General features: G+C 59.7%; 25 protein-coding genes. 5 read left to right on the top strand and 20 right to left on the bottom strand.

The features are described from left to right. Positions 1 to 254 precede the first annotated feature (254 nt). From rffA to KW841_RS10195, 15 genes are all read right to left on the bottom strand, one after another. Complete coding sequence (rffA, locus tag KW841_RS10265; RefSeq protein ID WP_256357771.1) at positions 255 to 1,400, bottom strand: dTDP-4-amino-4,6-dideoxygalactose transaminase; 1,146 nt, start codon at positions 1,398 to 1,400, stop codon at positions 255 to 257. A gap of 50 nt (positions 1,401 to 1,450) precedes the next feature. Then, on the bottom strand, positions 1,451 to 2,269 hold the full coding sequence (locus KW841_RS10260) for a trans-aconitate 2-methyltransferase (protein ID WP_371319503.1): 819 nt from the start codon (positions 2,267 to 2,269) through the stop codon (positions 1,451 to 1,453). A gap of 68 nt (positions 2,270 to 2,337) precedes the next feature. Continuing rightward, positions 2,338 to 2,730 carry a GtrA family protein gene (locus tag KW841_RS10255; protein WP_240629032.1) on the bottom strand — a complete coding sequence of 131 codons (393 nt, stop codon included), beginning with the start codon at positions 2,728 to 2,730 and terminating at the stop codon, positions 2,338 to 2,340. Between the two features lie 23 nt (positions 2,731 to 2,753). Next, positions 2,754 to 3,674, bottom strand: coding sequence for a hypothetical protein (locus tag KW841_RS10250; RefSeq protein WP_218475729.1), 921 nt, complete (start codon positions 3,672 to 3,674; stop codon positions 2,754 to 2,756). Positions 3,675 to 3,704: 30 nt separating this feature from the next. Continuing rightward, the gene (locus KW841_RS10245) at positions 3,705 to 4,367 is read right to left on the bottom strand and encodes an acetyltransferase (protein ID WP_104451182.1); all 663 of its coding nucleotides are present in this window, start codon (positions 4,365 to 4,367) and stop codon (positions 3,705 to 3,707) included. Then, entirely contained in the window at positions 4,364 to 5,305 is a 942-nt protein-coding gene (locus tag KW841_RS10240) for a glycosyltransferase family 2 protein (RefSeq protein WP_218475727.1), read from the bottom strand. The genes KW841_RS10245 and KW841_RS10240 overlap by 4 nt, the downstream gene beginning before the upstream one ends. After that, positions 5,302 to 5,994 (bottom strand): WbqC family protein, encoded by a 693-nt coding sequence (locus tag KW841_RS10235; protein WP_104451184.1) that lies wholly within the window; start codon positions 5,992 to 5,994, stop codon positions 5,302 to 5,304. Before KW841_RS10235 ends, KW841_RS10240 begins: the two co-directional genes overlap by 4 nt. Next, positions 5,991 to 7,214 (bottom strand): hypothetical protein, encoded by a 1,224-nt coding sequence (locus tag KW841_RS10230; protein WP_218475725.1) that lies wholly within the window; start codon positions 7,212 to 7,214, stop codon positions 5,991 to 5,993. Before KW841_RS10230 ends, KW841_RS10235 begins: the two co-directional genes overlap by 4 nt. 396 nt (positions 7,215 to 7,610) lie before the next feature. Further along, the gene (locus KW841_RS10225; protein WP_218475723.1) at positions 7,611 to 8,321 is read right to left on the bottom strand and encodes an SDR family NAD(P)-dependent oxidoreductase; all 711 of its coding nucleotides are present in this window, start codon (positions 8,319 to 8,321) and stop codon (positions 7,611 to 7,613) included. A 44-nt stretch (positions 8,322 to 8,365) separates the two neighbouring features. After that, positions 8,366 to 9,022 carry a DsbA family oxidoreductase gene (locus KW841_RS10220; RefSeq protein WP_218475721.1) on the bottom strand — a complete coding sequence of 219 codons (657 nt, stop codon included), beginning with the start codon at positions 9,020 to 9,022 and terminating at the stop codon, positions 8,366 to 8,368. After that, positions 9,019 to 9,240 carry a 4-oxalocrotonate tautomerase family protein gene (locus KW841_RS10215; protein WP_007972813.1) on the bottom strand — a complete coding sequence of 74 codons (222 nt, stop codon included), beginning with the start codon at positions 9,238 to 9,240 and terminating at the stop codon, positions 9,019 to 9,021. Before KW841_RS10215 ends, KW841_RS10220 begins: the two co-directional genes overlap by 4 nt. Before the next feature lie 264 nt (positions 9,241 to 9,504). Continuing rightward, the gene (locus tag KW841_RS10210; protein WP_218475718.1) at positions 9,505 to 9,795 is read right to left on the bottom strand and encodes a DNA-binding transcriptional regulator; all 291 of its coding nucleotides are present in this window, start codon (positions 9,793 to 9,795) and stop codon (positions 9,505 to 9,507) included. Next, positions 9,795 to 10,109 (bottom strand): type II toxin-antitoxin system RelE/ParE family toxin, encoded by a 315-nt coding sequence (locus KW841_RS10205; protein ID WP_218475716.1) that lies wholly within the window; start codon positions 10,107 to 10,109, stop codon positions 9,795 to 9,797. Before KW841_RS10205 ends, KW841_RS10210 begins: the two co-directional genes overlap by 1 nt. A 166-nt stretch (positions 10,110 to 10,275) precedes the next feature. Beyond that, positions 10,276 to 11,562 carry an OprD family porin gene (locus KW841_RS10200; RefSeq protein ID WP_095964535.1) on the bottom strand — a complete coding sequence of 429 codons (1,287 nt, stop codon included), beginning with the start codon at positions 11,560 to 11,562 and terminating at the stop codon, positions 10,276 to 10,278. A 259-nt stretch (positions 11,563 to 11,821) separates the two neighbouring features. Next, positions 11,822 to 12,493, bottom strand: coding sequence for a DsbA family protein (locus KW841_RS10195; RefSeq protein WP_218475712.1), 672 nt, complete (start codon positions 12,491 to 12,493; stop codon positions 11,822 to 11,824). 262 nt (positions 12,494 to 12,755) lie between these two features. Between KW841_RS10195 and KW841_RS10190 the strand changes: the two genes are divergently transcribed. Next, complete coding sequence (locus KW841_RS10190; protein WP_218475709.1) at positions 12,756 to 14,849, top strand: TonB-dependent siderophore receptor; 2,094 nt, start codon at positions 12,756 to 12,758, stop codon at positions 14,847 to 14,849. 177 nt (positions 14,850 to 15,026) lie between these two features. On the opposite strand, the gene KW841_RS10185 is transcribed toward KW841_RS10190, so the two are convergent. The 3 genes from KW841_RS10185 to KW841_RS10175 all read right to left on the bottom strand — a co-directional run bounded on the left by KW841_RS10185 (position 15,027) and on the right by KW841_RS10175 (position 19,768). Beyond that, positions 15,027 to 15,239, bottom strand: a complete 213-nt coding sequence (locus KW841_RS10185) for a hypothetical protein (RefSeq protein WP_007972820.1) — start codon at positions 15,237 to 15,239, stop codon at positions 15,027 to 15,029. A gap of 234 nt (positions 15,240 to 15,473) precedes the next feature. Then, entirely contained in the window at positions 15,474 to 16,580 is a 1,107-nt protein-coding gene (aguA, locus tag KW841_RS10180; RefSeq protein ID WP_116580862.1) for an agmatine deiminase, read from the bottom strand. Positions 16,581 to 16,855: 275 nt separating this feature from the next. Next, entirely contained in the window at positions 16,856 to 19,768 is a 2,913-nt protein-coding gene (locus KW841_RS10175; protein ID WP_218475707.1) for an aminotransferase, read from the bottom strand. Between the two features lie 257 nt (positions 19,769 to 20,025). Between KW841_RS10175 and rfbC the strand changes: the two genes are divergently transcribed. The 4 genes from rfbC (at position 20,026) to KW841_RS10155 (ending at position 24,361) form a co-directional block, all read left to right on the top strand. Next, positions 20,026 to 20,571 (top strand): dTDP-4-dehydrorhamnose 3,5-epimerase, encoded by a 546-nt coding sequence (rfbC, locus tag KW841_RS10170; RefSeq protein ID WP_218475704.1) that lies wholly within the window; start codon positions 20,026 to 20,028, stop codon positions 20,569 to 20,571. Positions 20,572 to 20,664: 93 nt separating this feature from the next. Continuing rightward, complete coding sequence (locus tag KW841_RS10165) at positions 20,665 to 22,473, top strand: ATP-binding protein (RefSeq protein ID WP_218475702.1); 1,809 nt, start codon at positions 20,665 to 20,667, stop codon at positions 22,471 to 22,473. Further along, a complete protein-coding gene (locus tag KW841_RS10160) occupies positions 22,470 to 23,864 on the top strand; it encodes a sigma-54 dependent transcriptional regulator (protein WP_218475699.1) in 1,395 nt (464 codons plus the stop codon). Before KW841_RS10165 ends, KW841_RS10160 begins: the two co-directional genes overlap by 4 nt. A 41-nt stretch (positions 23,865 to 23,905) precedes the next feature. Next, positions 23,906 to 24,361: a thioesterase domain-containing protein gene (locus KW841_RS10155; RefSeq protein WP_007972829.1), complete on the top strand. Its 456-nt coding sequence runs from the start codon at positions 23,906 to 23,908 to the stop codon at positions 24,359 to 24,361. Between the two features lie 140 nt (positions 24,362 to 24,501). On the opposite strand, the gene cysQ is transcribed toward KW841_RS10155, so the two are convergent. Together cysQ and nudE are read right to left on the bottom strand one after the other, a co-directional pair. Further along, positions 24,502 to 25,329 carry a 3'(2'),5'-bisphosphate nucleotidase CysQ gene (cysQ, locus tag KW841_RS10150; RefSeq protein WP_218475697.1) on the bottom strand — a complete coding sequence of 276 codons (828 nt, stop codon included), beginning with the start codon at positions 25,327 to 25,329 and terminating at the stop codon, positions 24,502 to 24,504. Continuing rightward, positions 25,326 to 25,892, bottom strand: a complete 567-nt coding sequence (gene nudE / locus KW841_RS10145) for an ADP compounds hydrolase NudE (protein WP_007972833.1) — start codon at positions 25,890 to 25,892, stop codon at positions 25,326 to 25,328. Before nudE ends, cysQ begins: the two co-directional genes overlap by 4 nt. Positions 25,893 to 25,900 lie beyond the last annotated feature (8 nt).

Below are 25,900 nucleotides of genomic sequence, written 5' to 3'. Positions count from 1 at the left end.
GAAACATACCGTTCGTCTGGTGCCGGCACCATATAGATCAACAACCTCGCTGCACTGCTCGGTGGGCTCCCGCGCTGGTTTTACGCCGAAAGGACTCCCCAGATAGTGCAACGAAGCAGAAACTCGCTTCAGACCACGCACACTGGCTGAGTGCTTGGCCTTCCTGGGCTATAGAGAACGCGCCGAGCCGAAAGCTGCTGCGATAAAACTCGGACTCGGGATCGTGCCAAGCTCCGGCAAGCGTGCTTGTCGAATCAGCGGCACAGTTGGTCCCGCAAGACGTCCACCACGCGTTCCTGCTGTTCCTCCGACATACCTACCCACAGCGGCAGTCGCAGCAAGCGTTCCGAGAGGTTCACCGTGTTGTCCATGGCGCCATGGACACGGCCGTAACGCTGGCCAGCCGGCGAGGAGTGCAGGGGCACGTAATGGAAGACCGAATTGATGCCCTCTCGCTTGAGGCCATCGAGCACCGGCTGTCGCGGTACGTCTGCGGGCAGCAGCACGTAGTACATGTGCGCGTTGTGCTGGCAGTCGGCAGGCACGATAGGGCGGCGCAGTGCCCCGCTGGTCTCCAGCGGTGCCAGCAATTCGTGATACCGCTGCCAGATGGCAAGCCGCGACTGCGTGATGTGTTCGGCCTCTTCCAACTGCGCCCAGAGAAACGCGGCAGTCACGTCCCCTGGAAGGAATGACGACCCGACTTCCTGCCAAGTGTATTTGTCGACCTCGCCGCGGAAGAAACGACTACGGTCAGTGCCTTTTTCGCGGATGATTTCTGCGCGCAACACATAGGCAGGATCATTGACCAGCAATGCGCCGCCCTCGCCCGAAATGACGTTCTTGGTCTCATGGAAGCTGAAGGCACCGAAGTCACCGATACTGCCCAGAGCCCGGCCCTTGTAAGCGGCCATGACCCCCTGCGCCGCATCCTCGACCACCTTCAGGTTGTAACGCCGGGCGATCTCCATGATCGTATCCATCTCGCAACTCACGCCCGCATAATGAACCGGCACGATTGCCTTGGTTCGCGGCGTGATGGCCGTCTCGATCAGCGTCTCATCCAGGTTCAAGGTATCCGGACGGATATCGACGAACACGGGAACGCCGCCGCGCAACACGAAGGCATTGGCCGTGGAGACGAACGTGAACGAGGGCATGATGACCTCGTCACCCGGCTGGATGTCCAACAACAACGCGGACATTTCCAGCGCTGCCGTGCACGAGTGGGTCAGCAAGGCCTTGCTCGAACCGGTACGTTCGGTCAACCACTCATGGCACCGTTTGGTGAACGGGCCATCGCCGGCGAGGATGTTGCCGAACTTGGCTTCAGCGATGTAATAAAGTTCTTTCCCCGTCATGTAGGGGCGATTGAACTGGATCTTTTTGTCTTCCACCATTTGGGCCTTCGCACGCAGATTTTAGTCGGGTCGAACTAGACATCACGTCGTTATGCCAAGTGGGGAGATCCACTCTTTTTCCGGGCGACAAGCAGCCTGGAAGCACCGACCGGAAAACTCACTCCCACCTTGATGAGCAAACACTCCAGCCACATCACGAAACCAAACAGCACATTAAGCGCCTTGGGTACCGCTAATTCGGCGGTCTCGCTCGTATCGCCCCGCTGTTGCTTCTTGGCACCGCGTGAAATCATCATTGCCGGCAGCAGTAACGAGACGAACGATGTGCTGCGCACGACAGAAAATCCCGCCTCCTCCACCTTGCGATGCAGGTCGGCGGCATCGTAGCGCCGCACATGGCAGGAATATTCATCCACCTGGCTCCACAGCCACTGATGCTGGGGCACGGTCAACAGCATGATTCCCCCGGGCTTCAGGGCACGGTACATCTGCTGGAGCACCACGGTATCCGCCTCGATGTGCTCGATGACATCGAACGCGCCAATCGCTTCGAACTCGTCGATATAAGGGATATCGCGCGCATCCATCTGCACGAACTCGGCACCAGGCAAGCGAGAGGAGGCAAACTTCAGCCCGGTCGAGAACATCTCGCTGCCAAGCAACCTGGCCTTCGGAAACGCCACGGCGACCCGACTCAGAATGAAGCCGGTACCGCACCCGATTTCCAGAAATGAACGCATGCGCGGCGCATATTTCGTCAGCGCCCATGTAATCAACCTGCCACGCGCCCGGAACCAGAAATGGTCGCTTTCAAGATGCGCGTAGGTCTCGTAGAAGTCGGCCTTGAAGCCCTCCTGCTTGTCCTCGAGTTCTGGCGCAAACGCGGCAAAACCGTTCTTTCGAGCCACCTGATGTCCACACTGGACGCATGTCCATTGCTCCGAGGCGTACGGCGTCTCGCATTCAGAACAGATCTTCACGCCTGGTTCCCATCCGGTTGGTTATGACGAAAGACGAATAGCTTGAAGAGGACGAACAAGAAACCTCCTACAACGAAAATGGCAGCGGCCTGGACCCACTGATGAGGATATCCCAGCTTGTCGACGAACACCGTCAGCAAGGCCAGGTTGAGCACATAGCCGGCTGCGTGCGCCAGGCCGAAGCGCCAGGCCGTCCCCACGACGTTGCCGCGATGCTCGAACGCCCAGTTGCGGTTGCCCAGGAAGCTGATGCAGATGCCAAGAACGTACAGGAAGCTCATGGCCAGCTTGAAGGGGATGCCCAGCCACGTCAATGCCAGGTAGGCCGCATAACCGATGGCATTGCAGGCGACGCCGACAACAGCGTAACGCAGAATGGGCCTGATCATGGGCCGCCAGCGCTGCATGAGAATCACTCATCTCCCCAGACGGCAATCCCGAAACCCGTCTTGCCATAGCCGTTGCCGTTATAAAGCATGTAGCGTCGACCGCCATGATCGAAGACGAACGGGTAACAGATCATCTCCGAATCCCAACCCGATTCCGATACGTCGATTCCCACCTGCTCATCGTGTCGCGTCCATTGCACGCCATCGGACGAGGTCGCGTAGCGGATCCGGTAGGTGGAGCAGTCCTGCGTGGCTCGGGAGCAGAACCACATCCGATACATGTCCGCATCCTTGAGCACGCGCGGCACACCCAGGGCGTACTCGTGTTCGTCACGGAACTCGATGGCAACCGTACCGTCGCGCTCCCACTCAATCCCGTCGGCGGACTCGGCATACTCGAGATGATAGAAGTGCTTCGCTTCCGAAGGGCCTTGCTCCCATCGCACACAGGAGGTGAACCAGGCCCTGAATCGTCCGGCCTCGAACTGCACCTCGGGGGTGGCGACGAAGTGAGGAAGATCGCGGGTGCGGTCGATGACGGGGCCGCGGAACAGCCTCTCGAAGCGCTGGGTGGCCTCGTTCCATTCGGCCAGGCCGATGGAGTTGCGGATCTTCACCGTTACGCCCAGGTTGATCCCGGTGTAGTACAGCAGCTTGCGGCCACCGACGTTGACGATCGAATTGGGCAAGGCGCCACTGTCGTCGAAACATCCGAGGTCGCCCGGTTCGAGGACCGGATCCGAATGGACGCGCAAGACCTTGGTCGGGTCCTGCATGTCGATCTCGAGGAAGCCGCCGTGTCCGCGATTATGCTTGTCACGCGATGAGAAATAGATGCGATACAGGTCGCCGTCCACTTGCTCAGCAATGGGAATCATCGCGTGAGAATGCAACCAATCGCTCTGCCCTTCTGCGCAGAATATCTTGCCTAATTTTTTCCACATGGGATGTCTTCACGCCAATGATGAGGGTCTTCAGATATTCCTGACGCGGGTACTCGGCACGCGCGACCGTTCGGTGGCTTGTCCAACGTACACGCCTTCGGCAGCGGCATCTCCAAGAATCAGGGCGCCGGCGCCGATGATGCATTTCTCGCCGATGGTGACGTGATCGCGAAGGGTTGCGTTGACGCCGAGAAAACAGCTTTCCCCGATCGTCACACGGCCGGATACGACGATGTGCGAGGCCAGGAAACAGTGGTCCTCGATACGCGAATGATGTCCGACGTGATTACCGCTCCACAGGGTTACGTTGTTGCCGATGCGCACGAAGGGCTGAACGGTATTGTCTTCCAGGATGAAGCAGTTCTCGCCGATGTCCTGTGTCAGCACCGAGGCTCGCGAACTGATGTAGCTGACCATTTCGTAGCCCAGCGCCTTGACTGCCAGATATTTTTCCTTGCGGATCTGGTTGAGCTTGGAATAGCCGAGCGCGACGAAAAAGACATACCGGTCTGGCGGGTAGATCTGGGTGACTTCATCGAATGCCACCACCGGAAATCCCATGAAGCTCTTGTCGGCTGGCATGTAGGCGGGATCGACGGCAAACGCCTCGACCTGATAGTCGGAGTCGTTGGAAAAATAATAGAGTGCGAGCTCGGCGGCGTCGGTGAGACCAAAAATAATGAGTTTTTTCATTCGATGCTCCGCGTCTCAGCCTGACGGTAGACGTTCCGGACGATAGTGTAGGGTCTCTGTTTGACTTCGGAATAGATCTTGGCGAGATATATCCCGACCACGCCGACGAATGCGATGATCAGGCCGCCGAGCAGCCAGATCGAAGCCATCAGCGACGTATAGCCGCTGGGTGGGTTCGCCAGGAGCAGCCAATTGACGACGAGAAAGCTCGTGTAGGTGGCCGACAGCAGGAAGATCGCGCAGCCCACCACGAAGATTCCCACCAGCGGTGCACTGCTGAAGGCAGTAATCGAATTGACCAGTTGCGCCACTTTCTTGCCCAGCGTGTAGGTCGTCTCGTCACGACTGCGCTTGTCGATGGTCTGCGCACGCTGATCGAAGCCGGTGATGACCCACAGACCCGCCATGAACAACTCGCGTTCGTCGTGCTGAATCAGCGCGTCCACATAGCGGCGCGACATCAGCCTGGCGACGACGATATTGTCGGGCATATCCAGCCCGCTGAGGAAACGGAAGAGTTTGTAGAACACCTGCCCGGTCCAGCGCTCGAAGTGCCTGCCTTTTCGCTGCTGCTGGACACCGTAGACCACATCGACCTTTTCGCGCTCCATCTGCTCGCTGAACGAGAGCAACCATGCCGGATCTTCCTCCAGGTCGCTATCGAGCAGGAAGACACGTTCACCGCGGGCATGTCGCAAGCCCGTCATCATGGCCTTGTGATGGCCGAAGTTGCGCGAGAGATCGACGACCACCACGTGGTGATCGGCTTCGCTCAACTGGACGGCCAGTTCCAGGCTTGAATCGGGCGAGCCGTCGTTGACCAGTACGATCTCGTAATCGTCTCCGACCAGTTGTTGTGCCGCCTGGCTTGCACGGAGATGGAACTCCTCGATGAACTTGGCCGAGCGGTAAAGCGTGGCGACGATGGAAAGCTTCATGCTTTGACATGCCTCATGTAACGGCGCGCGTCCTTGCCGCAATTGAACAGCAGATCCAGGACGGTGACGCCATGGGTGAATTCCCCCCAGAGTTGCGGATACTCGGGGAAGCCGGCGTAATCGAACCATTGCAGCGCAATGCCCGCGTCGTCGAACAGTGGCGCCTCGATGTAGTCCTTTGCCGCCGGCCCCGACAGGTACTGCGTCGCACCGGCCTGCTGACAAAGGTCCACCAGGCGGGCGGTCCGGGTTTTGTCGCCGGCAGACATATAGTCCCAGCAATTGGTAATGCGGGTTTCAATACCGATGTATCGGCAAATCGCTTCCATGAACTTGCGGTTCATCGACGACAGGCCCGTGTGGGTCTCCGCCAGATAGAGCGGCTCGAGCCACTGGGCGACCTCATCGAAGAAAGGCGCGCGCCGATAGTTGCTCTGCAGCGTTTTCCAGTGCTTGACCTGCCAGGCAGGGGCCAGCTCGACATCGCGAATGCGGCGGCTGATGCCTTGCCCGACAGGCACGCTGAGCCACTGGACGCCTTGCGGCGTCTTGATCTGATTGCGATTGCGCCAGTCGTTCTTGGTGAACTGCATGTCGTCGTAGAGGATGAACTCATCGACCGCAGCGATCATGTCGAAATAGCCCTTCCAGGGTATGTAGTTCGACTGAAGAATGGCGACGGTCTTCATGGCTGCTTGACGCTCGCGTCCCAGGCGCCCGGGAAGTAACACCCTTGGCATTTTGCCTGCGCGACCTGCTGGAGATTGAAGGAAATGCAGAACAACAGCGCCAGTGCCCAGAAACGCAACGCAGCCGGTGAAGGTTTGAACGCAAAATTCAGAACAATCGCGACGAAAACCGGTGCCATCAGCAGGTAGTCATACAGGTACGGATGAATGGCAACGGCCTGCGGCCACAGCAGGCTGGTCATCACGTATTGCGAAAAAAGCAGGAAGTAGAACATGCCGATGCCGGCCAACGGGGAGGTCCCCGTCGGTGCCGCAACGCCGGCAGGTTCACGCCGTTTGATCATGCGCAAACAGGCCAACTGTGCTACCAGGAACAAGATCGGCACGGCAATGGTCGCAAATGGCCGCGGGAACTGCGGAACAAGTACCGACTTCAGGATATTGGTGAAATAAGTGGTGTCGCCATCCAGGCCAGCGCGAAACAGCCAGCCGCTGTTGGACGAGGTGAAACCCAGTGCCTTCGATATCAGTGGGGACGGCAGATAGAAGGCAACGGCCGCAACGAGGGCCACCAATGCCAGGCGACACATCCGTCTGTCGAGACCGTCGCTGCGGCATGCCCAAACCATCAGGGCGAGGCCCAGCAACGCTGCCGAGATCGGAGAAAACACTGCAAACAATACGATCACTGTCATGACCGCTGCGGACCGTTCCGGGTTTTTCCAGATCAAGAACGCAGCCAGCGCCTGAAACGCAAATATCAACGGGAACGTATTGTCGACGTTGAATCTGGCCGAAGAAATCCAGAATCCCGGCATCGACACCATGAATACGACCGATAACAGAATCAGCAGCCCCTGACCGAATGTCAGGCGCTTTTCCACCAGACGGGACAGAAAAAAGAACGTAACGCCTGCCAGCGAAATAATGTTCAGGAAAGCCCCTGTCACTCTCATCGGTAATGCCGACACATACATTTCCACTTTATAAAGGGCGTACATGTAGAACAGATAAGCCGTGGAGTGGTTGGAATACGCGATCTTTTTTGCGTAGTCCTCCATCGAATAGAAGACGAGGAAACCGTGCTGCGAAAAAGCGTGTTGCTCCCAGATGGGGAACGTGAAGTTTCTCAGGCGCTCGGGCGCCATCGCAATCTGGCTTGCCGCTTCCCGGAAGCCCAGTGAGTACACCACGCCGATGGTTATGACGATTGCCAACAAGTATAAACAGGAGAAAAGCTTATTATTTTTTATAAAGATCATCTTTTCTAATATTCGCAATACGCTTGGGATAATTGGTGCCAGTGCGGGAGGCCCAACGCGGCATTTGCTGCCAAACGAGGTAGAATCGGGTAGCGATCGGGGGAATGGCCCGTAGTTATAGAGGATTACGGTCAGGCGGCAGCGCGATCATAATCTAGATGTACGGTCTGGTGAAGCGCTCCTCCTGGAGAATGGCGAATTGATTCATCGTGTTGTGAATCATGGAAAAACGCCGGGACAAGCCACTTGTAATCAGTAGTTCCAGGTTCGATTCCTGATGCCGGCACCCTACAAAACAAAGCCCTCGTAGAAATACGAGGGCTTTGTTGTTTCTGTCGTCCAGGAAATCAGGTCTCAGTGACCTGCACTCTGCCCACCATCCACGTGCAGAATTTCGCCAGTAACAAACTTGGCGCTGTCCAGATACACGACCGCCTGCGCAATATCGTCTATCTCGCCCATGTGCCCGACCGGGTGCAGATTGCCCAGTGCTTCATGGGTTTCTGCGCCGTGCATCGGGGTCTTGATGATGCCCGGGCTGACCGCGTTCACCCGAATCCCGCGCTTGGCGTATTCGATGGCCAGGGATTTGGTTGCCGCGTTGAGGCCGCCCTTGGTCAGCGAAGCCAAGACCGATGGCACACCGTCGATGGCGTGGTCCACCAGGCTGGTGGTGATGTTGACGACGTGACCGCTGCCTTGCTTTTCCATCTCGGCGATGGCGAGTTGGGTGATGTAGAAGAAGCCATTGACGTTCACCGACAACACATTGGCGTAGTCTTCTGCCGTGTATGCGGTGAACGGCTTGGCGATGAAGATCCCGGCGTTGTTGACCAAGGTATCGATGCGACCGAAACGGGACATCGCTTCGCGGATGACGCGCCGGGCGGTTTCCGGCTCGCCAATGTCACCGGCCACGGTGAGAATGTCCGGATCGGTGGATGGCTTGATCGAGCGCGAAGTGGCGACGATCCGGTAACCGAGTTCACGGAAGGCTTTGACCATACCGTCGCCGAGACCTTGGGATGCGCCGGTGATTACGATGACTTTTTTCGAAATGCTCATGATGAAGACCTCTGACAATTAAACGTGGGGGTAAAAATCTGTGATCAGGCGTCGGCCGGTGCCTTGGCCATTTCTCTCAACATCTGTTCGTAGTACTCGACCGATTGCGAGCCGGACACCAGGTGGCGACCGTTCAGCACCATGGCCGGGACCGAGTTGATGCCGCGCTGCTGGTAGTACGCTTCAAGCTCCCGCACCTCAGCGGCGAACGCACCGGACGCCAGCACCTCTTGTGCAGTGGCCCTGTCCAGCCCCGCTTCAGTCGCCAGACTCACCAGCGCCTGGTGATCGCTCGGGTTCTGGCCTTCACTGAAATAGCCCTGCAGCAGCACCTTCTTCAGCTCGACTTGCCGCCCTTCCTGCAACGCCCACAGCAACAAACGGTGCGCATCAAAGGTGTTGTAGAAGTGCGTGCGCTTCTCCAGATCGAATTTGAAGCCGATGGCCTCGCCGCGAGCGATCTGCATGGCCTTGCCGGCGGCGACGTCCTCAGCAGTGCGCCCGTATTTGCGCATCAAGTGCTCGACCGCTGGTTCACCTTCGGCCGGCATGGTCGGGTTCAATTCGAACGGCTTGTAGGTCAGCTCGACCGAGACTTCCCCGGCCACGTTCTCGATCGCCTGCTCCAGCGCCGTCGCCCCCAGCGCGCACCAGGGGCACACCACATCGGAGATGAAATCGATGGTGACGGAGGACGTCATGACTTGCCCTCCGCCTCGGCCAGTTGCTTGCGGTACTGGGTGGTGGTGATACCGGCGTAACCCCAGTTATCGGTGTCGACTTCCTCGATCACGATGTGGGTCAGGTCAGGGCGCTTGTTGAGGACGCGTTCCAGTGTTTCAGTGATTTCGGCGATCACCTGAGCTTTCTGCTCAGTGGTAACGCCATCGCGAGTGATGCGTACGGTTACGAAAGGCATGAGGGCAACTCCAGTGTCCTTCCCGTCGGGATGATGGGAGAGGCGTTGGAGATGAATGTATGGGGTTGGCGGGAGGGGATAAAGGTGGGGGCGGGAACTTCATTCGTTACGTGGTGTAATGAGTATGGCATACCGAAAATGCATGACTGCAAGACTCATCCGGGTCAAGGCGACCCGCGCCCAACAAAAAACGCAGCCTTGGTAGGCTGCGTTTTTTGTGACGGAGGCTGGAAACGCCGCAATCATTAAACTGAGATTGACTGATCAGTGACCCAACGCTGCAAGTACATGTTCCGGGTCGTTATGAATCGCTCGCAACAACGCACGGGCAGGCCCCTCAGGATCACGCCGCCCTTGCTCCCAATTGCGTAACGTTCCCACGGGAACATCAATTCGCTTGGCAAACGCGGCTTGGGAAAGTCCCGTGGCGAGGCGAATTTTTTTGACCTGTGCAGCATCGACATGGAATTCGCGCGATGGCTCTCGCTCACCTCGGTCGATCTCATCCATCTGCGTCATGCTTTCAACAAGACGATCGAAGAGATTTTTTTCCATTATTTCCATCCTTTATTGATGGCACAAAGAACTGCTTTTTCTCTATCCGAAAGGGTGTCTTGAATCCCTTTCCGGTAAATCAGTAGCAAACGTATCTGAAAAGCAGAGGTTACGTGATAGTAGATCACCCTTACGCCACCACTCTTGCCCCTGCCATGCGCGGCCCAGCGAATTTTTCTAAGCCCGCCAGTGCCCTCGATCAAAGCGCCAGCGCTGGGATGTTCGGCGAGATACTGCTGAAATTCTCCATATTCGTGATCGCTCAGATGACCTGGAAGGTCAGCGGTAAAAATCGGCGTCTCGATGAAGATCATGCAGTCCCTGCTATGCGTCAATGGCGTATAGCATGAATTCTAGGTGTCAGGATAGTTAAGGGCAATTGGTCTTTCATTTCAGCGTTTTTATTCAAAAAAAGCCCCGAACCAGTCGGGGCTTTTTCTTTCTCAGCCTCTGATCAGGCCTCGCTACCACCCCCCATCATCAGAAGATGTTGATCGGGTAATCCACAAACACACGCACTTCATTGCCGCTGACGTTGTACTCGCTGGACTTCTGCGACACGCGCAGGACCGAGCTGCGCAGTTTCACGCTGAGGTCTTTGGCCGGGCCGCTCTGGACGACGTATTTGATCTGGTTGAAGATCTCGCGTTCGGTGCCGCCTTCGCTGGTGGAGGTGGTGATGTTGTCACCGCGTACGTAGGCGAAGTTGTAGCTCAGGCCCGGTACACCGAAGGTACTGAAGTCCAGGCCGTAGCCCAGTTGCCAGCTTCGTTCGTCTTCCGCGTTGAAGTCGGACCAGTAGGAGTTCGCCAGGTAGATGGTGTTGCCACCGTCGCCGATGCGACCCTGGTCTTTCTGGTAGCCGCCGTAGGCGTAGCCCAGGTTGCTGTCGCCAGTGCTGCGCTGGTGCGCGAGAGTGAACGAGTGCGGGCCGGTGATGAAGGTGGCCGCCAGGCTCCAGATTTTGTTGTCATCGCCGGTGATAGCGTTTTCGCGGACGTAGGAATCGTCCAACTTTGTGCGATAGCCGTTGAAGTCCAGGGTCAGGGACTGATCCTTGTCGATCGGGAACACGTAGTTGGCGTTCACGTATTGCTTCTTCAGCACGTCTTCGACGTCGGAGGCGTACAGCGCGGCCTTGAACTGTTCGGTGAATTGGTAGCTACCGCCCAATACGTTGATCGACTTCAAGCCACCGCTGTCACGGCCTTCAGCGCTTTTACGCGATTCGGCGGTGAAGCGCCCGGCGTCCAGTTGCAGGCCTTTGATCTCCCTGGAGGTGATCAGGGTACCGGTGTAGCTTTCCGGCAGCAGACGCGAGTTGTCGTAGCTCAGCACCGGCAAGGCCGGCATCTGGTCGCCGTAGGTCAGGGTGGTGCTGGACAGGCGGAACTTGATCGCTGCGCCGCCCTTGGACAGGTCGTCCGCCGGCTGGCCGCTGTCGCCCTTTTTGAAGAAATCGATGCCTTGTGCGCCGCTACGGTCTTCGCTGCGCTCCAGGTTCAATGCGTACAGGCCAAAAGCGTCGACGCCCACACCCACGGTGCCTTGGGTGAAGCCGGACGAGAACGTGCCGATGGCCGCCTGGCCCCACTCGGATTTATCCGGGTTGCCGTCTTTGTAGTCACGGTTGATGTAGGCGTTGCGCAGCAGCACTTTGAGGCTGCTGTCTTCAACGAAACCCTTGGATTCGGCCTGGTCGTTCGCCATGGCCTGTGTAGCGCTCAACATCCCCAGAGCAATCAGGCTGATTCGCTTGTTCAACATTTTGTTTTTTCCTTGATGCGGTTGATACGCGCTGTGTCGAACGGCCGAAACGGCGCTAATGCGCTCTTATTTCGAGGCGAAAACAAAAAGGCCCGCCCACGATTTCTCGCGGCGGGCCTTTTATTGTTTTTGAGTCGTGGCGGTCGGCCACAGGCGTTGGGCCGAATCGTAGCGGCGCCCTTAACGACGTGTCAATTTCATGAATCTTCTAGAAATAGGCGAAAAACGTCTAAGAAACTGCTTTACGCGGCAGGAATATTCAATCGATACAGCCTTCCAGGCCACAAGCTGCTACGGAATGCGATGAGGGCTGCTCCGGCAGCGACTGTCCCAGCCACTGCGCAAATGCCTGGGGTTTGCCCAGCCAAGGCCCGATATCGATCAGGGTGAATTGGCCATTGTTTTCAAGTACCAGGGTCGGAAACCCCTGCCCGCCCACCTTGGCCAGCAAAGCCCGGCTGTCCTTGATATGGCCTTCGGTGTCGGCTGCCTTGAAGGCTCTTTCGAAGGCTTGAGGGTCCAACCCCATACCGTGGGCCAGTTCAAACAGCACAGATTCGTCGGCGATGCGGCGCCCTTCCACGTAGTGAGCACTTTGCAAACGCCCCAGCAACTCCAGCCCGCGACCTGCCATTTGCTCGGCAGCCAGCACTGCAGCGATGGGAGGAGCCGAGTCGAACACGGCGCTGTGATCACGCAGCAAACCTTCGAAATAAGCTTCACCGAACGGCTGCCCGCTGTATTCGGCAATACGCCGGTCATGGGGCATGACGTAACTGCGCAGTTGTGGCGAAACCTTTTGCCGATTGGCCCCCGTCATCATGCCCCCGCCGTGGGCAAGCACGGGCAGCACAGCCTGGGCGGCTTGCACCAGTGGTTTGGCGCCGTAGCACCAACCGCACAACGGGTCGTAGATGTAATGCAGGATCATGGGAAAGCTCCGACAGAAATTCAGGAAAATTCGATATCGGCAGATTAGTACCGCCGCAGCCCCGGAAAAACGCCAGATCTGCTTTCAGTCTGTTGCTTGAATCGGTCGAATAATGCGTAAACCCTTTGTATCGACTAAGAAATAATTCGAAACAATCAAATGAGATAAGTTCTCAATAACAACTAACAGCAGTAAATGACAAGCATTACTATTCGCACCCTCCAGATGCTTCAACCTCAAAATCCTACGGATGCGCTCTTCAATGCCTGCCCCTTTTCGCCTTGCGCCCTGCAGCCTTGGGCTCTCTGCCTTGTTGTCTGCCGGTTTTTCCTACGCTGCACCGACCACCCTGCCTGCCACATCGATCAGCGCAGAAGCTGAAGCCGACGACCCGCGCGTGACACAAACCAACACGGCGACCCGGACCGCCACCCCGGTGCGCTACGTGCCACAAGCCATCGACTCGATCAAAACCTCGAACGTGATGGATTACGGCACCAACGATCTGGGCACGGCGCTCAGTGGCATCCCCAACGTCAGCAGCGGCGCCGACACACGCTTCGACAGCCTGCGCATCCGCGGTTTCGACGCCAGCAACGATTTCTATCTCGATGGCATCCGCGACGACAGTCAGTACGTGCGCGACTTGCACAACATCGAACGCATCGACGTCCTGAAAGGCCCTGCCGCCGTGCTGTATGGCCGTGGCAGCCAGGGCGGCATCGTCAACCGGGTGAGCAAACTGCCCGAGTTCGGTCGCCGCTCGACCCTTGAAGCCCAGGGCGGTAGCGAGGACTTGCGCAGCCTGTATGCCGACCTCAGTGCCGATCCTTCCGAGAACATCAGCCTGCGCCTGAACATGGGCAACATGGACGAGAACAGCTTCCGCGATGGCGTGAGTGGCAATCGCCAGCTGTTCGCACCCTCGATGAGCTGGCAGCTGACACCCGACCTGAACTGGTTGGTGCAGTACGAATACAGCCGTTACAACCGCACGCCGGATCGTGGCATCCCCGGTGTAGATGGTCGCCCGGCCGACGTAGGACGCGATACCACCTACGGCAGTGAAAACGATTTCATCGACGACAAGGCGCAATCCCTGCGTTCGAAACTCACCTATGAACTGAGCGACAACTGGCAGCTGCGCCAGACCCTGGGCGTGTTCAAGCTCGACAGCGATTTCGACAATACTTACTTGAGCGGCTATGTCCCGGCCACCAACAAGGTCACGCGCCAGCACTGGCAGCAGGACCTGAACACCCGCAATGTCTACAACAACGTCGAGCTGGAAGGTGGCTTCGATACTTTCGGCCTGGAGCACCGCTTGCTCACCGGCATCGAGATCGGCAGCCAGCGCCGCGACCCGCTGCTGTACACCGCCGCCACTTCCGGGCCGGGCAGCTCCCCGGTGCCGGCGCTGGACCTGTACGCCCCCGACCGCAATTTGCGTCATACCGGGCGCATGGTGGTGTCGAGCAACACCCATACCGAGGTCGAGAGCCGCGCGGTGTATGTACAGGATCAACTGCGCCTGAACGATCAATGGCAATTGCTCGCCGGCCTGCGTTACGACACGTTCGATATCGAGTCGACCAACAAGGTGCGCAACCTTTCCGAAGACCGTGACAGCCATAGCACCAGCCCTCGCGTTGGCGTGGTCTGGACGCCGCTGCAAAATCACTCCTTCTACGCGTCCTGGAGCAAGACGTTCTCACCGGTCGGCGGAGGCTTGATCGGCATCACCCCGGGCGCGGCGGGCAACAGCAATGACCTGAGCCCCGAGCTGACCAAACAGAAGGAAATCGGGGTCAAGAGTGACTGGCTCGATGACCGCCTGAGCACAACGCTGGCCATCTACGAGCTGGAACTCTACAACCGCCGCACCAGCGATCCTAACAACCCGACCATTACCCTGCTCTCCGGACTACAACGTTCTCGCGGCATCGAGCTGACTGCCGCCGGCAGGATTACCGGCAACTGGTACGTGCGCGGTGGCGTAGGTCTGCAGGACGCAACCATCGAAAAGGACAACAACGGCCTGGAAGGCAAGCGCATCAACAACGTGGCCAAGCACAACGGCAGCCTGTTCCTGACCTGGAAACCGGAAATGGGCTGGTACGCCGAAACCGGCCTGACCCTGGTTGGCGACCGCTATGCCGACAACCTCAACACCGTCGTGTTGCCGGGTTATGGCCGTTGGGACGCCTTGGCGGGCTTCCGTCAGAAGGATTGGGATTTGCGCGCAGCGCTGAACAATATCAGCGACAAGACGTATTACTCGTCGGCGACCAGTGCATTCCAGATCCAGCCGGGGGCACCGCGTAGCCTGGTGGTGACGGGCACCTACAGCTTCTAGACACCACAAAAACTGTGGGAGCGGGCTTGCTCGCGAAGGCGTCGTGTCAGCCAATGGCAACGTTGCTGACACACCGCTTTCGCGAGCAAGCCCGCTCCCACAGGGTTCAGTGTGCTGAAAAAAAAAGCGCTGCCATCCCGGCAGCGCTTTTTCTTGATCAATCCGTTGTTGTTCTTCTTATCCTTCCATTACATCCCACAACGCATCCAGTTCCGCTTCGCTGAATAAACCAGCAGGGTAACGCTCGATCATTGTCCGGCGCGGATCAGTTTCACTGATCTGACGCATTCCATTGGACTTGAACCAGTGCGCCAGAATCTGGAGCGATTCGCTGTTTACGGCCAGGGGATGCAACGCCTTGTCGCTCACTACGTTCACTTCGGCGTTCATTTCAGCGCTCTCTCCCGGTTTGTGAGCGGCTAACTTATCCAAGGTTTATGACAGAACATCGAAGTCCTCCCCTCCCCGAGTTACCACAACAGAGATACAAGAGCTGTGCCAAGGTGTCTGAAGTGTGGCCTTGCAGATACAAAAAAGCCCGCAACCCTGAAGGGCTGCGGGCTCTGTGCATGGCGGGAGCCGCTTGAGAAATTTCGCAATCAACTCAAGATGTTACAACCTCACTCACTCCTTGTGCGGCGCGGGTTGCTGCTGGGTAAGGCAGTGAATATTGCCGCCCCCCAGTAACAGTTCGCGACCAGGCACCATCACCACTTCATGCTGTGGGAACAGGTTCTGCAGGATTTCCTTTGCCGGGCCATCCTGCGGGTCGTCAAAGCACGGCGCAATGATGCCGCCGTTGACGATCAGGAAGTTCACGTAGGAACCGGCCAGACGCACAGTCGGGTTACGTTCCTGAGTACCATCCACCGGATCGACGCCGGCGCACTCTTCCTCGGTCGCAAACAGCGGGCCCGGGATCGGCATTTTGTGCACCGTGAACGGGCGACCCTTGGCATCGGTGCTGCTTTGCAGCACGTTCATCGCCGCCTGGCAGCGCGGGTAGTTCGGGTCCTGCGGATCATCGGTCCAGGCCAGCAACACTTCACCCGGACGCACGTAGCAGCAGAAGTTATCCACATGGCCGTCGGTTTCGTCGTTGAACAAGCCATCCGGCAGCCAGATGATTTTATCCACAGCCAGGTTCGCACTCAGGACCGCTTCGATTTCTTCGCGGTTCAGGTGCGGGTTGCGATTGCGGTTGAGCAGGCACTCTTCGGTGGTGATCAGCGTGCCTTCGCCGTCGACGTGAATCGAACCGCCTTCAAGTACGAAGCCTTCGGTGCGGTAACGCGGGCTGCGCTCGATCTCGAGGATCTTGCCGCCGACCTGCGAGTCACGATTCCACGGCGAATACAGGCCCCCGTCAAAACCGCCCCAGGCATTGAAGTCCCAGTTCACGCCACGGACTTCGCCACTGTTATTGATGACGAAAGTCGGACCGGAGTCGCGGACCCAGGCGTCGTCACTGGACATTTCCACTACGCGAATATTCGGCACATCCAGACGGGCACGGGCGTTTTCGTACTGGCCCGCGGATACCGCCACGGTGACCGGTTCGAAACGGGCGATGGCCTTGGCCACCGCCACGTGTGCGGCCTGTGCCGGTTTGCCACCCAGGCGCCAGTTGTCCGGGCGCTCGGGCCAGATCATCCAGGTTTGGGTTTGGGGTGCCCATTCGGCTGGCATGTAGAAGCCGTCGGCGCGAGGGGTGCTGTTCAACGTGGTCATGACTCAGGACTCCGGAGTGGCGTTGATGCCTGACAGAAAAGAAAGCGCATGGGTACACGCCGTGGACTGGCCACTTTATATCCGATAAATATCGGCTTTTAAAGCACGATCAATCCGCAGTTACAAAAATAACCGACAAAAAGCCGATATCAATCGAATTAACACCACCACCTCTGTGGGAGCGAGCTTGCTCGCGATGAGGCCATTCCAGTCACAGATTTTTCGACTGAAAGACCGCTATCGCGAGCAAGCTCGCTCCCACAGGGGGATTGTGTCTACAACCCTTCTGCCAGCACCTTCGACAGCATGTCCACGAAGAAATCCACGCTCTGGCGCGAAGTAACCATCGGCGGCTTGATCTTGAGGATGTTCAGGTAATCGCCGGTCGGCTGCATGAAGATCCCCAGCTCGCGCAAACGATCACACAGTGCGGTGGTTTCTTCAGTGGCCGGCTCCAGTGTGTCGCGGTTGCGGATCAACTCGACGCCCAGGTAGAAACCGGAACCGTGCACCGCGCCCACTAACGGATGAATATCGATCAACGCTTCGAGGCGCCGCTTGAAGTGGCCGCCAACGACCTGGGCGTTCTCCCAGAGTTTTTCCTCTTCCATCACGTCCAGCACGGCCATGCCGACCTGGCAACTGACCGGGCTGCCACCGGCGGAGGAGAAGAAGTAACCCTCGGCCTCCAGTGCCTCGGCGATTTCCCGACGGGTGATGACCGCGCCCAGTGGCTGGCCGTTGCCCATGCCTTTGGCCATGGTGATGATATCCGGCACCACGCCTTGCTCTTCGAAGCCCCAGAAGAAATCGCCCATGCGTCCGTAGCCGACCTGCACTTCGTCGGCAATGCACACGCCGCCCTGGGCCCGGACCATGCCATAGACTTGCTTCAAATAGCCCGGTGGCAGCGAGATACCGCCGGCATTGCCGTACACCGGTTCGCAGATGAAGCCGGCCAGTTGGCGTTTCTGCTCGGCGATTTTCGCCAGGTTGTGCTCGACGCTGCGCACATAATCCGGTGCACTGGCGGGGCCACGGAATTCACCGCGATAGGTGTTTGGCGCGGTCACCGGGTGTACCCAGTCCGGGCGGCTGCTCAAGGCCTTGGGGTTGTCGGCAATCGAGGTCGACACCGAGTCTGCGCCGACCGTCCAGCCGTGATAGGCCTCCAGCACGCTAAGCATGTCGCGGCCGCCGCTATAGGCCCACGCCAGGCGAATCGCCAGATCGTTTGCCTCGCTCCCGCTGTTGACCAGGAACACGCGGTCCATGCCCTCAGGGGACAGTTTCAGCAAGCGTTCGGAGAACTCGGCCACGGCCGCGTAGTTGAAACGCGAGTTGGTGTTGAGCAACGACCACTGGCGGCTGGCGACCGCCGCCATGCGCGGATGACCGTGGCCCAATACCGCGACGTTGTTGAGCATGTCGAGGTAGGAGCGCCCCTGCATGTCGATCAAATGGTTGCGCCAGCCACGCTCGATGCGCGGCGGGTCAACGTAATAGTGTTTTTGCGTACGGGCGAAACTGGCGTCACGCCGGGCCAGCAAGGTCGCGCCGTCGAGTTCTGCTTCGGCATCACAGGCCAGCCCCAGCAGTGCCGCGGGTGATGGGCACAGTGCCTGCCAGGCAGCGGCGCGCGATGGCGTGCAGAACAAGGGGGCATCGATCGACGCGCCACGGCTCAACTGCACGATCAACGGCCCGCTGACCGACCCCAGCACCTGGCCTTTGACCAGCGCCGCTCCACTGTGCAGCGACGGCGTGACGCCCCAAAGCCGCACACTCAATTGCGGGCCGTCCAGTTGCAGCACGCCCGCCGACGGGTGGTGCACCACACCGGCAAACGGTGCTTCGACCGTCGTGCCCTGAGGGACACGCAGTTCAACGTGCAAAGGGCAAGTGTCCGGTTCAGTGGCGCTGTCCGGGCGGGTGTGGGACAGACGGTACTGTCCATAGCGACTGGCCGCCAGGCCATGAGCCGCAGCCGCCTCATCCAGCAGGCGCTGATCGACTCCCTCCTGCTCCCAGTTCCCGGCCTCGAAATGCGGGCTGAGCACCCCCAGGTCGATCAAGGCGAACTCTCGCCCCACCAGGCTTGGCAACAGCGGTGCAAAGCTTTCACTGCCGATGGTGGGCAGGTTCTGACCGACGGCAGTGAGGATCGCCGCTTCCATCAAGGCCAACGGCACCGACGTGGCCACCCGGAAGATTTCCCATTCATGGACCAGGTTATCGCGACTGTAGGCATTGCCCGGATCGATGCTGACCTGCTGTTCGCCACTGAGCACCAGCACCGCCGCACGGGCGACGATCAGCGGCCACAGCGCCAGCAGCTCTTCGTGTTGCAAGGGGTTGACCGCGTGGTACGCCTGGATTGCCGGCAAAATGCAGAACGGATCGCCCTCGCCATGATGCAGCAGCGCGGCGCAGGTCACCGACAGATCGGTAATACGCCAGGTACGCACCAGGTCACCGAAGTCGATCACGCCTTGCAGTTGCCAATGGCGTTGCGCATCGCGCTGCCACACCACGTTGTCGTCGGTGATGTCCATATGAATGGCCTGCACCGGCAGTTTGGCTTCCAGCGGCTGCAAATGCCGCTCCGCTTGTGCGCACGCGTCGACGATCAGTTTGCGCTGGGCTTCATCCTTGATCACCGGCAGCAAGTGCGCGATCAGGGCGTGAGCGTGGCGGGCGTCCCATTGCAGGGTTCGCACCAGGCCCGGATGGTCGAAATCCGCCAGGGCCAGGTCCATTTCACCGCACAGGCGACCAAAGCCGGACACCACTGTCGGGTTGAAATGGCCAAGGCTCGTCAGCGGCTGACCTTCGATATAGTCGAGCAGGCGAACGTGCACCGCCTGGCCACCCACGTCCAGAGACAGCAGGTCTGCACCGTTTTTTGCTGCGATAACACGCGGCACATGGACATCGGGGTGCTCGCCCAAGTGCTTGAGCCCGGCATGCTGTGCCTGAAGCTCAACGACCGAGTAGTCGCCACGGCAGATTTTCAGGACGAAACGTCCCCGCTCGCTGTCGACGCGGTAGTTCAGGTCTTGCTGGCTGCCGAGGGGCTGCAGTCTGCCGCTGAACCCGTAATGTTCTTCCAGCAGCTCTAGCGCTTGCTCCGCAGACACCTGCGGGCTGGGCAAACTGGCGCGATGAATCAACGTGGCGAGCGGCATACAACAACCCCTGAAATTTTATTAGGCGCCTATATCGCCACTGCTTCGGGCGATACGCAACCCCCCGCAAGCCGGTATGAGGGCAATTGTGGGAGCGGGCTTGCTCGCGAAGGCGGGGTGACAGGCAGCCTGAATGTGACTGACACGCCCTCTTCGCGAGCAAGCCCGCTCCCACAGGTTTTGGTTCTGGCACTCGCCTCGAATCGCACTTTGCGCAAGAATGGCGGCCATTAAACGCATGCAACTGGAGAGCCTCCATGAACGTAGTGACCACCGACCTGCCCGGTGTTCTGATCCTCGAACCCAAGGTCTTTGGTGACGAGCGTGGTTTCTTCTACGAGAGTTTCAACGCCAGGGCCTTCAAAGAGGCCACCGGGCTGGACACCGAATTCGTTCAAGACAATCACTCCCGTTCGCAGAAGGGTGTGCTGCGCGGCCTGCATTACCAGCTGGAAAATACCCAGGGCAAACTGGTCCGCGTCACAGTCGGTGAAGTGCTGGACGTCGCTGTGGACATCCGTCGCAGCTCGCCGCACTTCGGCAAATGGGTCGCCGTGCGGCTGTCCTCCGCCAATCATCGGCAGCTCTGGGTCCCGGAAGGTTTTGCCCACGGGTTCGTCGTACTGAGCGACTTTGCCGAGTTCCTGTACAAAACCACGGACTACTACACGCCATCGGCCGAACGCAGCATTCGCTGGGACGACCCGGACCTGGCCATCGACTGGCAACTCGAAGGCACGCCGCAACTGTCGGCCAAAGATCAGGCCGGCGTGTTTTTCAAGGACGCCGACGTCTTTGCCTGAAAGGCCGGCGCAAGCTCGACTATCAAGATGCCGCTGACCCAAGGCGGGCAAGCCTAGGCATAATGCGCCTGTACCCACAGGCGCATGCTGCTCATGAAACCGACTCTCCCCCCCAGACCCCGTTGGCGCAGCCTGGCCCTGCTGGCACTGTGCCTGGCGCCGTTGCTGTGGCCGCTGGAGCACCTGGCCGAGCGCTATTACCGCAGCGAACTGGCCAGCCAGAATCGTCAGACCCTCGACCTCTATGTCGCCAACCTGTTGGGCACCCTGCACCGCTATGAAGTGTTGCCGCAAATCCTCGGCGACCTACCGGCCTTGCGCGCTGTTGTCGGCGCGCCGGACGATGGCGTCACCCAAGGCAATGCCAACCGCCTGCTGAAAAATATCGCCACCCAGACCGGCGCCGAAGTCATGTACCTGATGGACGCCACGGGCAAGACGCTGGCCGCCTCCAACTGGGACAAACACGACAGTTTCGTCGGGCGTAATTTTTCCTTCCGGCCGTATTTCAGCGAAGCCATGGCCGGGCGGCTCGGGCGCTTCTTTGGTTTGGGTACCACCTCCGCCAAACGCGGCTACTTTTTCGCCGCCGGCGTGCGCGACGGCGAAAAAATCGTCGGTGTGCTGGTGGTCAAGGTCGACCTCGACCACACCGAAAGTCTCTGGGGCAAAACCCCGGAACAACTGCTGCTGACCGACCACAACGGCGTGGTCATTCTCACCTCGCGACCGGAGTGGCGATTCCGCTCGACCCGCCCGCTGAGCGAGGCCGAAAGCAAGGCCATCACCGCGATCCAACCCTATCCAACCCGCGAGCCAAAACCACTGGAGCTCAACCCCAATGCCTGGCTGACCCAGACCCAGCAGATCGCCGAAACTGGCTGGAATGTCAGCATCCTCGCCCCGCGCACCTTGATCGACCGCCCGGTGCGCACGGTGGTGGCCATCGGCGGTGCAACGCTGCTGGTGTTGATGCTGTTGCTGGGCCTGATGATGCAGCGCCGCCGCCATTACCTCGAACGCATTGCTTTCGAAGCCAAGGCCCGCCGCGAACTGGAGGGCCGGGTTGCCGAGCGCACCAGCGATCTCGAAGGCCTGAACCGGCGCCTGAAACAGGAAGTACTGGAACGCGAGCAGGCCCAGCAGGAGCTGGTACGCGCCCAGGACGATCTGGTGCAGGCCGGCAAACTGTCGGCACTGGGCACCATGTCGGCGAGTATCAGTCATGAACTCAATCAGCCGCTGGCAGCCATTCGCAGTTATGCGGAAAACGCCGAGATATTGCTCGACCACCAGCGCACCGACGATGCCCGCGGCAATCTCAAGCTGATCAGCGAACTGACCGGTCGCATGGCCTCGATCATCGCCCACCTGCGCGCCTTTGCCCGGCGCGACCGGCATGCCCCGGAAAGCGTGGCCCTGCAACCGGCGTTGGATGATGCCCTGGCTTTGCTGGCCAAGCGCCGACGCAGCATGGACGTCGAGCTGATCCGTGATCTGCCCGCCGCCACCCTGTGGGTCGAGGCTGGGGAAACCCGCTTGCGCCAGGTACTCGGCAATCTTCTGGCCAACGCCCTGGACGCCCTGACGGAAAAAGGCCCGCCACGTAAACTCTGGCTGAGTGCCCAATCCACGGCCGAAGGCGTCAACCTGTACATTCGCGACAACGGCCCGGGCTTTTGCATGGAGGCTCTTGGACGCGCCAGCGAGCCGTTCTACACCACCAAGACCCGAACCCAGGGCCTGGGCTTGGGGCTGGCGATTTGCGAAACGCTGATGCGCGCCTTCGGTGGTGAACTGTCGTTCGCCAACCACAAGGAAGGCGGCGCCCTGATTACCCTGAAGCTGCGCGCAGGCGCACCAGGCGTGAGCCTGCAACCGTCCGAGGACCGAAGTGCATGACCATCGACAACCGCATTCAGGTCGTGTTGATCGACGACGATCCCCACTTGCGCCAGGCCTTGAGCCAGACGCTGGACCTGGCCGGCCTGAAGATCCTGCCGCTGGCCGAAGCCAAGGGCCTGGCCGGGCAACTGGAGCGCGACTGGCCGGGTGTGGTGGTCAGCGACATCCGCATGCCCGGCATGGACGGTCTGGAACTGCTGACCGAACTGCACGCCCAGGACCCTGAGTTGCCGGTGCTGCTGATCACCGGCCACGGCGATGTGCCACTGGCGGTGCAGGCCATGCGCGCCGGGGCCTATGACTTTCTTGAGAAGCCGTTCGCCAGCGACGCCCTGCTCGACAGTGTGCGCCGTGCGTTGGCCCTGCGCCGCTTGGTGCTGGACAACCGCAGCCTGCGGTTGGCCTTGAGCGACCGCAACGAGCTGAGCGCCCGCTTGGTGGGCCACTCACCTTCGATGCTGCGCCTGCGCGAGCAGATCGGCGCCCTGGCGGCGACCAGGGCCGACGTGCTGATCCTCGGCGAAACCGGCGCCGGCAAAGAAGTCGTGGCCCGGGCGCTGCACGATCTATCGGGCCGTCGCAACGGTCCGTTCGTGGCGATCAATGCCGGTGCCCTGGCCGAATCAGTGGTCGAAAGCGAGCTGTTCGGCCACGAACCCGGTGCCTTCACTGGCGCGCAGAAACGCCGCATCGGCAAGTTCGAATTCGCCAATGGCGGCACCTTGTTCCTCGATGAAATCGAAAGCATGAGCCTGGATGTGCAGGTCAAATTGCTGCGCTTGCTGCAGGAGCGTGTGGTCGAACGCCTGGGCGGCAATCAACTGATCCCGCTGGACATCCGCATCATCGCCGCGACCAAGGAAGACCTGCGCCAGGCAGCCGATCAAGGGCGCTTCCGTGCCGACTTGTATTACCGCCTGAACGTCGCGCCGCTGCGGATTCCACCCCTGCGCGAACGGGGCGAAGACGCCCTGATGCTGTTCCAGCATTTTGCCGATGAAGCCAGCGCCCGCCACGGCTTGCCGCCCCATGAACTGCAACCGGGACAACGTGCCTTGCTGCTGCGCCACACCTGGCCCGGCAACGTGCGCGAATTGCAAAATGCGGCCGAGCGTTTTGCCCTCGGGCTGGAACTGGCCCTCGACAACAGCACGCCGGAAGGCGGCGCTGGCAATACGGTCGAAGTGGTCAGCGGCGGTTTGAGCGAGCAAGTGGAGAACTTCGAAAAAACCCTCATCGCCGCCGAACTGGCACGCTCGCACAGCTCCGTGCGCAGCGTCGCCGAAGCCCTCGGCATTCCGCGCAAGACCCTGCACGACAAACTGCGCAAGCACGGTTTGAGCTTCTCGGACAGTGGCGCTTCGGCCCACCCTGACGACCTCGACTGAGCTACTGTCCAATCATCCACTTCAAACAAGAGGCCCCCTGAATGAGCCGCGACAGTCGACAACTGGAATCAGTCCTCCATCACGACATTCCCCTCACCCGGGACATGGGCCTCAAAGTGCTCGACTGGCATGACCAGCAACTGCGCCTGCACTTGCCGCTGGACGCCAACGTCAACCACAAGAGCACCATGTTCGGCGGCAGCCTGTATTGCGGCGCGGTCCTGGCCGGTTGGGGCTGGTTGCATCTGCGCCTCAAGGAAGAAGGCATCACGGACGGGCACATCGTGATTCAGGAAGGGCAGATCAGCTATCCGCTGCCGGTGACGGGCGATGCCCACGCCATTTGCCAGGCGCCGGATCCGGTGATCTGGAAGAAATTTTTGACCACGTTCCAGCGATACAGCCGAGCGCGGTTGACGCTGCATACGCGGGTCGTCAATGAAGGCCGTGATGAGGATGCGGTGAGGTTTGTCGGGCAGTACGTGTTGCACCGCTAAATCGGGACCACCACAAAACCTGTGGGAGCGAGCTTGCTCGCGATGGGGTGGTCCAGGCCCACATTGTAGTTGCCTGACCCACCGCCATCGCGAGCAAGCTCGCTCCCACAAGGATTTTGCATCAGCGCGCGGGAACGATCTTATGCGCGTGCCAGTTCCAGCAGCTTCTCCCGCCACGCCGCCTTCGCCGGCAACGCCAGAAAGAACGCATTCAACAGCGATTCCCGCGCCGGATAGCTGAACGGCTCTCCGCTCAACTCCAGCACTTCACCGCCCGCACCTTCCAGTACGCCTTGGGCGGCCGCCGTGTCCCACTGCGAAGTCGGTGCCAGGCGCGGATAGCAATCCGCGGCCCCTTCAGCCAGCAGGCAAAACTTCAGCGAACTGCCGATGTTGGCCAGTTGCAGCTCGCCAAGACTGGCGCTCAACCCGGCCAGCAAACGCTCCTGCTCCGGGCTCGAATGGCGACGGCTGGCCACTACGGTGAACGACTCACCCGGCGCTAGCGCATCACGCACCTTGATCGCCACTGGCGTACCACCTTTATCCCCACGCCACGCGCCGAGGCCGGCGCCGCCGACATAGAAACGACCATTGGTCGGCATCGACACCACGCCGAACACCACCCGACCGTTTTCGATCAGGGCGATGTTGACGGTGAACTCTTCGCTGCCGCTGATGAACTCCTTGGTGCCATCCAGCGGATCGACCAGCCACCAGCGCTGCCATCCGGCCCGCACGCTTTGCGCAATGTTGGCGTCCTCTTCGGAGAGCACCGGGATGTGCGGATCCAGCGCCGTCAGTCCGGCCAGAATCAGGTGGTGCGCGGCCAGGTCGGCAGCGGTCACCGGCGAATCATCAGCCTTCGCCGTGACGGCCGTGCCTGTACGCCAGAACGGCAGGATCACATCACCGGCCCGCAGGGCGAGCTCGATGACCGGAGCCATCAACGGATGCGGGAAATTCATGACTGGAACGCTCCGCGCTGAGTCAACAGATCACGGGCCAGGTACAGTGCCGCCAAGGCACGGCCTTCGGTAAATTGCGGGTTTTGCGCCAGCGCCGAGAGTTCACGCAGATTGACCTTGTCCACCCGCATCGGCTCGGGTTCGTCGCCTTCCAGGCGCGCTTCGTAGAGGTCGGTGGCCAGCACCACCTGAATCTTCTGGCTCATGTAACCGGGGGACAGCGACAGCTCGGTCAGGTGCTCCAGCTGTCGTGCGCCGAACCCGGCCTCTTCCTTGAGCTCACGCTCGGCCGCCGCCAACACGTCTTCACCGGGCTCGATCAAACCCTTGGGCAAAGACATTTCGTATTCATCGGTGCCGCCGCAATACTCCTCGACCAGCACCGCATGCTCGGCATCGAGCATCGCCACGATCATGACCGCGCCGTACCCGGCCCCTTTGCCAACCAGGCGCTCATACGTACGCTCCACGCCATTGGAAAAGCGCAGCTTCAGCTCCTCCACGCAGAACAATCGACTGGTGGCGACAATTTCGCGGGCGAGTATGGTGGGTTTCTGGCGCATGCAAAGCT

It is taken from the genome of Pseudomonas sp. PDM28, assembly GCF_019219115.1.
GTDB classification, from domain to species: domain Bacteria; phylum Pseudomonadota; class Gammaproteobacteria; order Pseudomonadales; family Pseudomonadaceae; genus Aquipseudomonas; species Aquipseudomonas laurylsulfatiphila.
Note: the sequence above shows the minus strand (reverse complement) of the source record. Positions and strands in the feature narration are given on the sequence as shown.

Coding starts and splice junctions, on each gene's coding strand:
- rffA (WP_256357771.1), bottom strand. CDS start 1,400: ATGGTGGAAGACAAAAAGATCCAGTTCAATCGCCCCTACATGACGGGG.
- KW841_RS10255 (WP_240629032.1), bottom strand. CDS start 2,730: ATGATCAGGCCCATTCTGCGTTACGCTGTTGTCGGCGTCGCCTGCAAT.
- KW841_RS10250 (WP_218475729.1), bottom strand. CDS start 3,674: ATGTGGAAAAAATTAGGCAAGATATTCTGCGCAGAAGGGCAGAGCGAT.
- KW841_RS10245 (WP_104451182.1), bottom strand. CDS start 4,367: ATGAAAAAACTCATTATTTTTGGTCTCACCGACGCCGCCGAGCTCGCA.
- KW841_RS10240 (WP_218475727.1), bottom strand. CDS start 5,305: ATGAAGCTTTCCATCGTCGCCACGCTTTACCGCTCGGCCAAGTTCATC.
- KW841_RS10235 (WP_104451184.1), bottom strand. CDS start 5,994: ATGAAGACCGTCGCCATTCTTCAGTCGAACTACATACCCTGGAAGGGC.
- KW841_RS10225 (WP_218475723.1), bottom strand. CDS start 8,321: ATGAGCATTTCGAAAAAAGTCATCGTAATCACCGGCGCATCCCAAGGT.
- KW841_RS10220 (WP_218475721.1), bottom strand. CDS start 9,022: ATGACGTCCTCCGTCACCATCGATTTCATCTCCGATGTGGTGTGCCCC.
- KW841_RS10215 (WP_007972813.1), bottom strand. CDS start 9,240: ATGCCTTTCGTAACCGTACGCATCACTCGCGATGGCGTTACCACTGAG.
- KW841_RS10210 (WP_218475718.1), bottom strand. CDS start 9,795: ATGGAAAAAAATCTCTTCGATCGTCTTGTTGAAAGCATGACGCAGATG.
- KW841_RS10205 (WP_218475716.1), bottom strand. CDS start 10,109: ATGATCTTCATCGAGACGCCGATTTTTACCGCTGACCTTCCAGGTCAT.
- KW841_RS10200 (WP_095964535.1), bottom strand. CDS start 11,562: ATGTTGAACAAGCGAATCAGCCTGATTGCTCTGGGGATGTTGAGCGCT.
- KW841_RS10195 (WP_218475712.1), bottom strand. CDS start 12,493: ATGATCCTGCATTACATCTACGACCCGTTGTGCGGTTGGTGCTACGGC.
- KW841_RS10190 (WP_218475709.1), top strand. CDS start 12,756: ATGCCTGCCCCTTTTCGCCTTGCGCCCTGCAGCCTTGGGCTCTCTGCC.
- KW841_RS10185 (WP_007972820.1), bottom strand. CDS start 15,239: ATGAACGCCGAAGTGAACGTAGTGAGCGACAAGGCGTTGCATCCCCTG.
- aguA (WP_116580862.1), bottom strand. CDS start 16,580: ATGACCACGTTGAACAGCACCCCTCGCGCCGACGGCTTCTACATGCCA.
- KW841_RS10175 (WP_218475707.1), bottom strand. CDS start 19,768: ATGCCGCTCGCCACGTTGATTCATCGCGCCAGTTTGCCCAGCCCGCAG.
- rfbC (WP_218475704.1), top strand. CDS start 20,026: ATGAACGTAGTGACCACCGACCTGCCCGGTGTTCTGATCCTCGAACCC.
- KW841_RS10165 (WP_218475702.1), top strand. CDS start 20,665: ATGAAACCGACTCTCCCCCCCAGACCCCGTTGGCGCAGCCTGGCCCTG.
- KW841_RS10160 (WP_218475699.1), top strand. CDS start 22,470: ATGACCATCGACAACCGCATTCAGGTCGTGTTGATCGACGACGATCCC.
- KW841_RS10155 (WP_007972829.1), top strand. CDS start 23,906: ATGAGCCGCGACAGTCGACAACTGGAATCAGTCCTCCATCACGACATT.
- cysQ (WP_218475697.1), bottom strand. CDS start 25,329: ATGAATTTCCCGCATCCGTTGATGGCTCCGGTCATCGAGCTCGCCCTG.
- nudE (WP_007972833.1), bottom strand. CDS start 25,892: ATGCGCCAGAAACCCACCATACTCGCCCGCGAAATTGTCGCCACCAGT.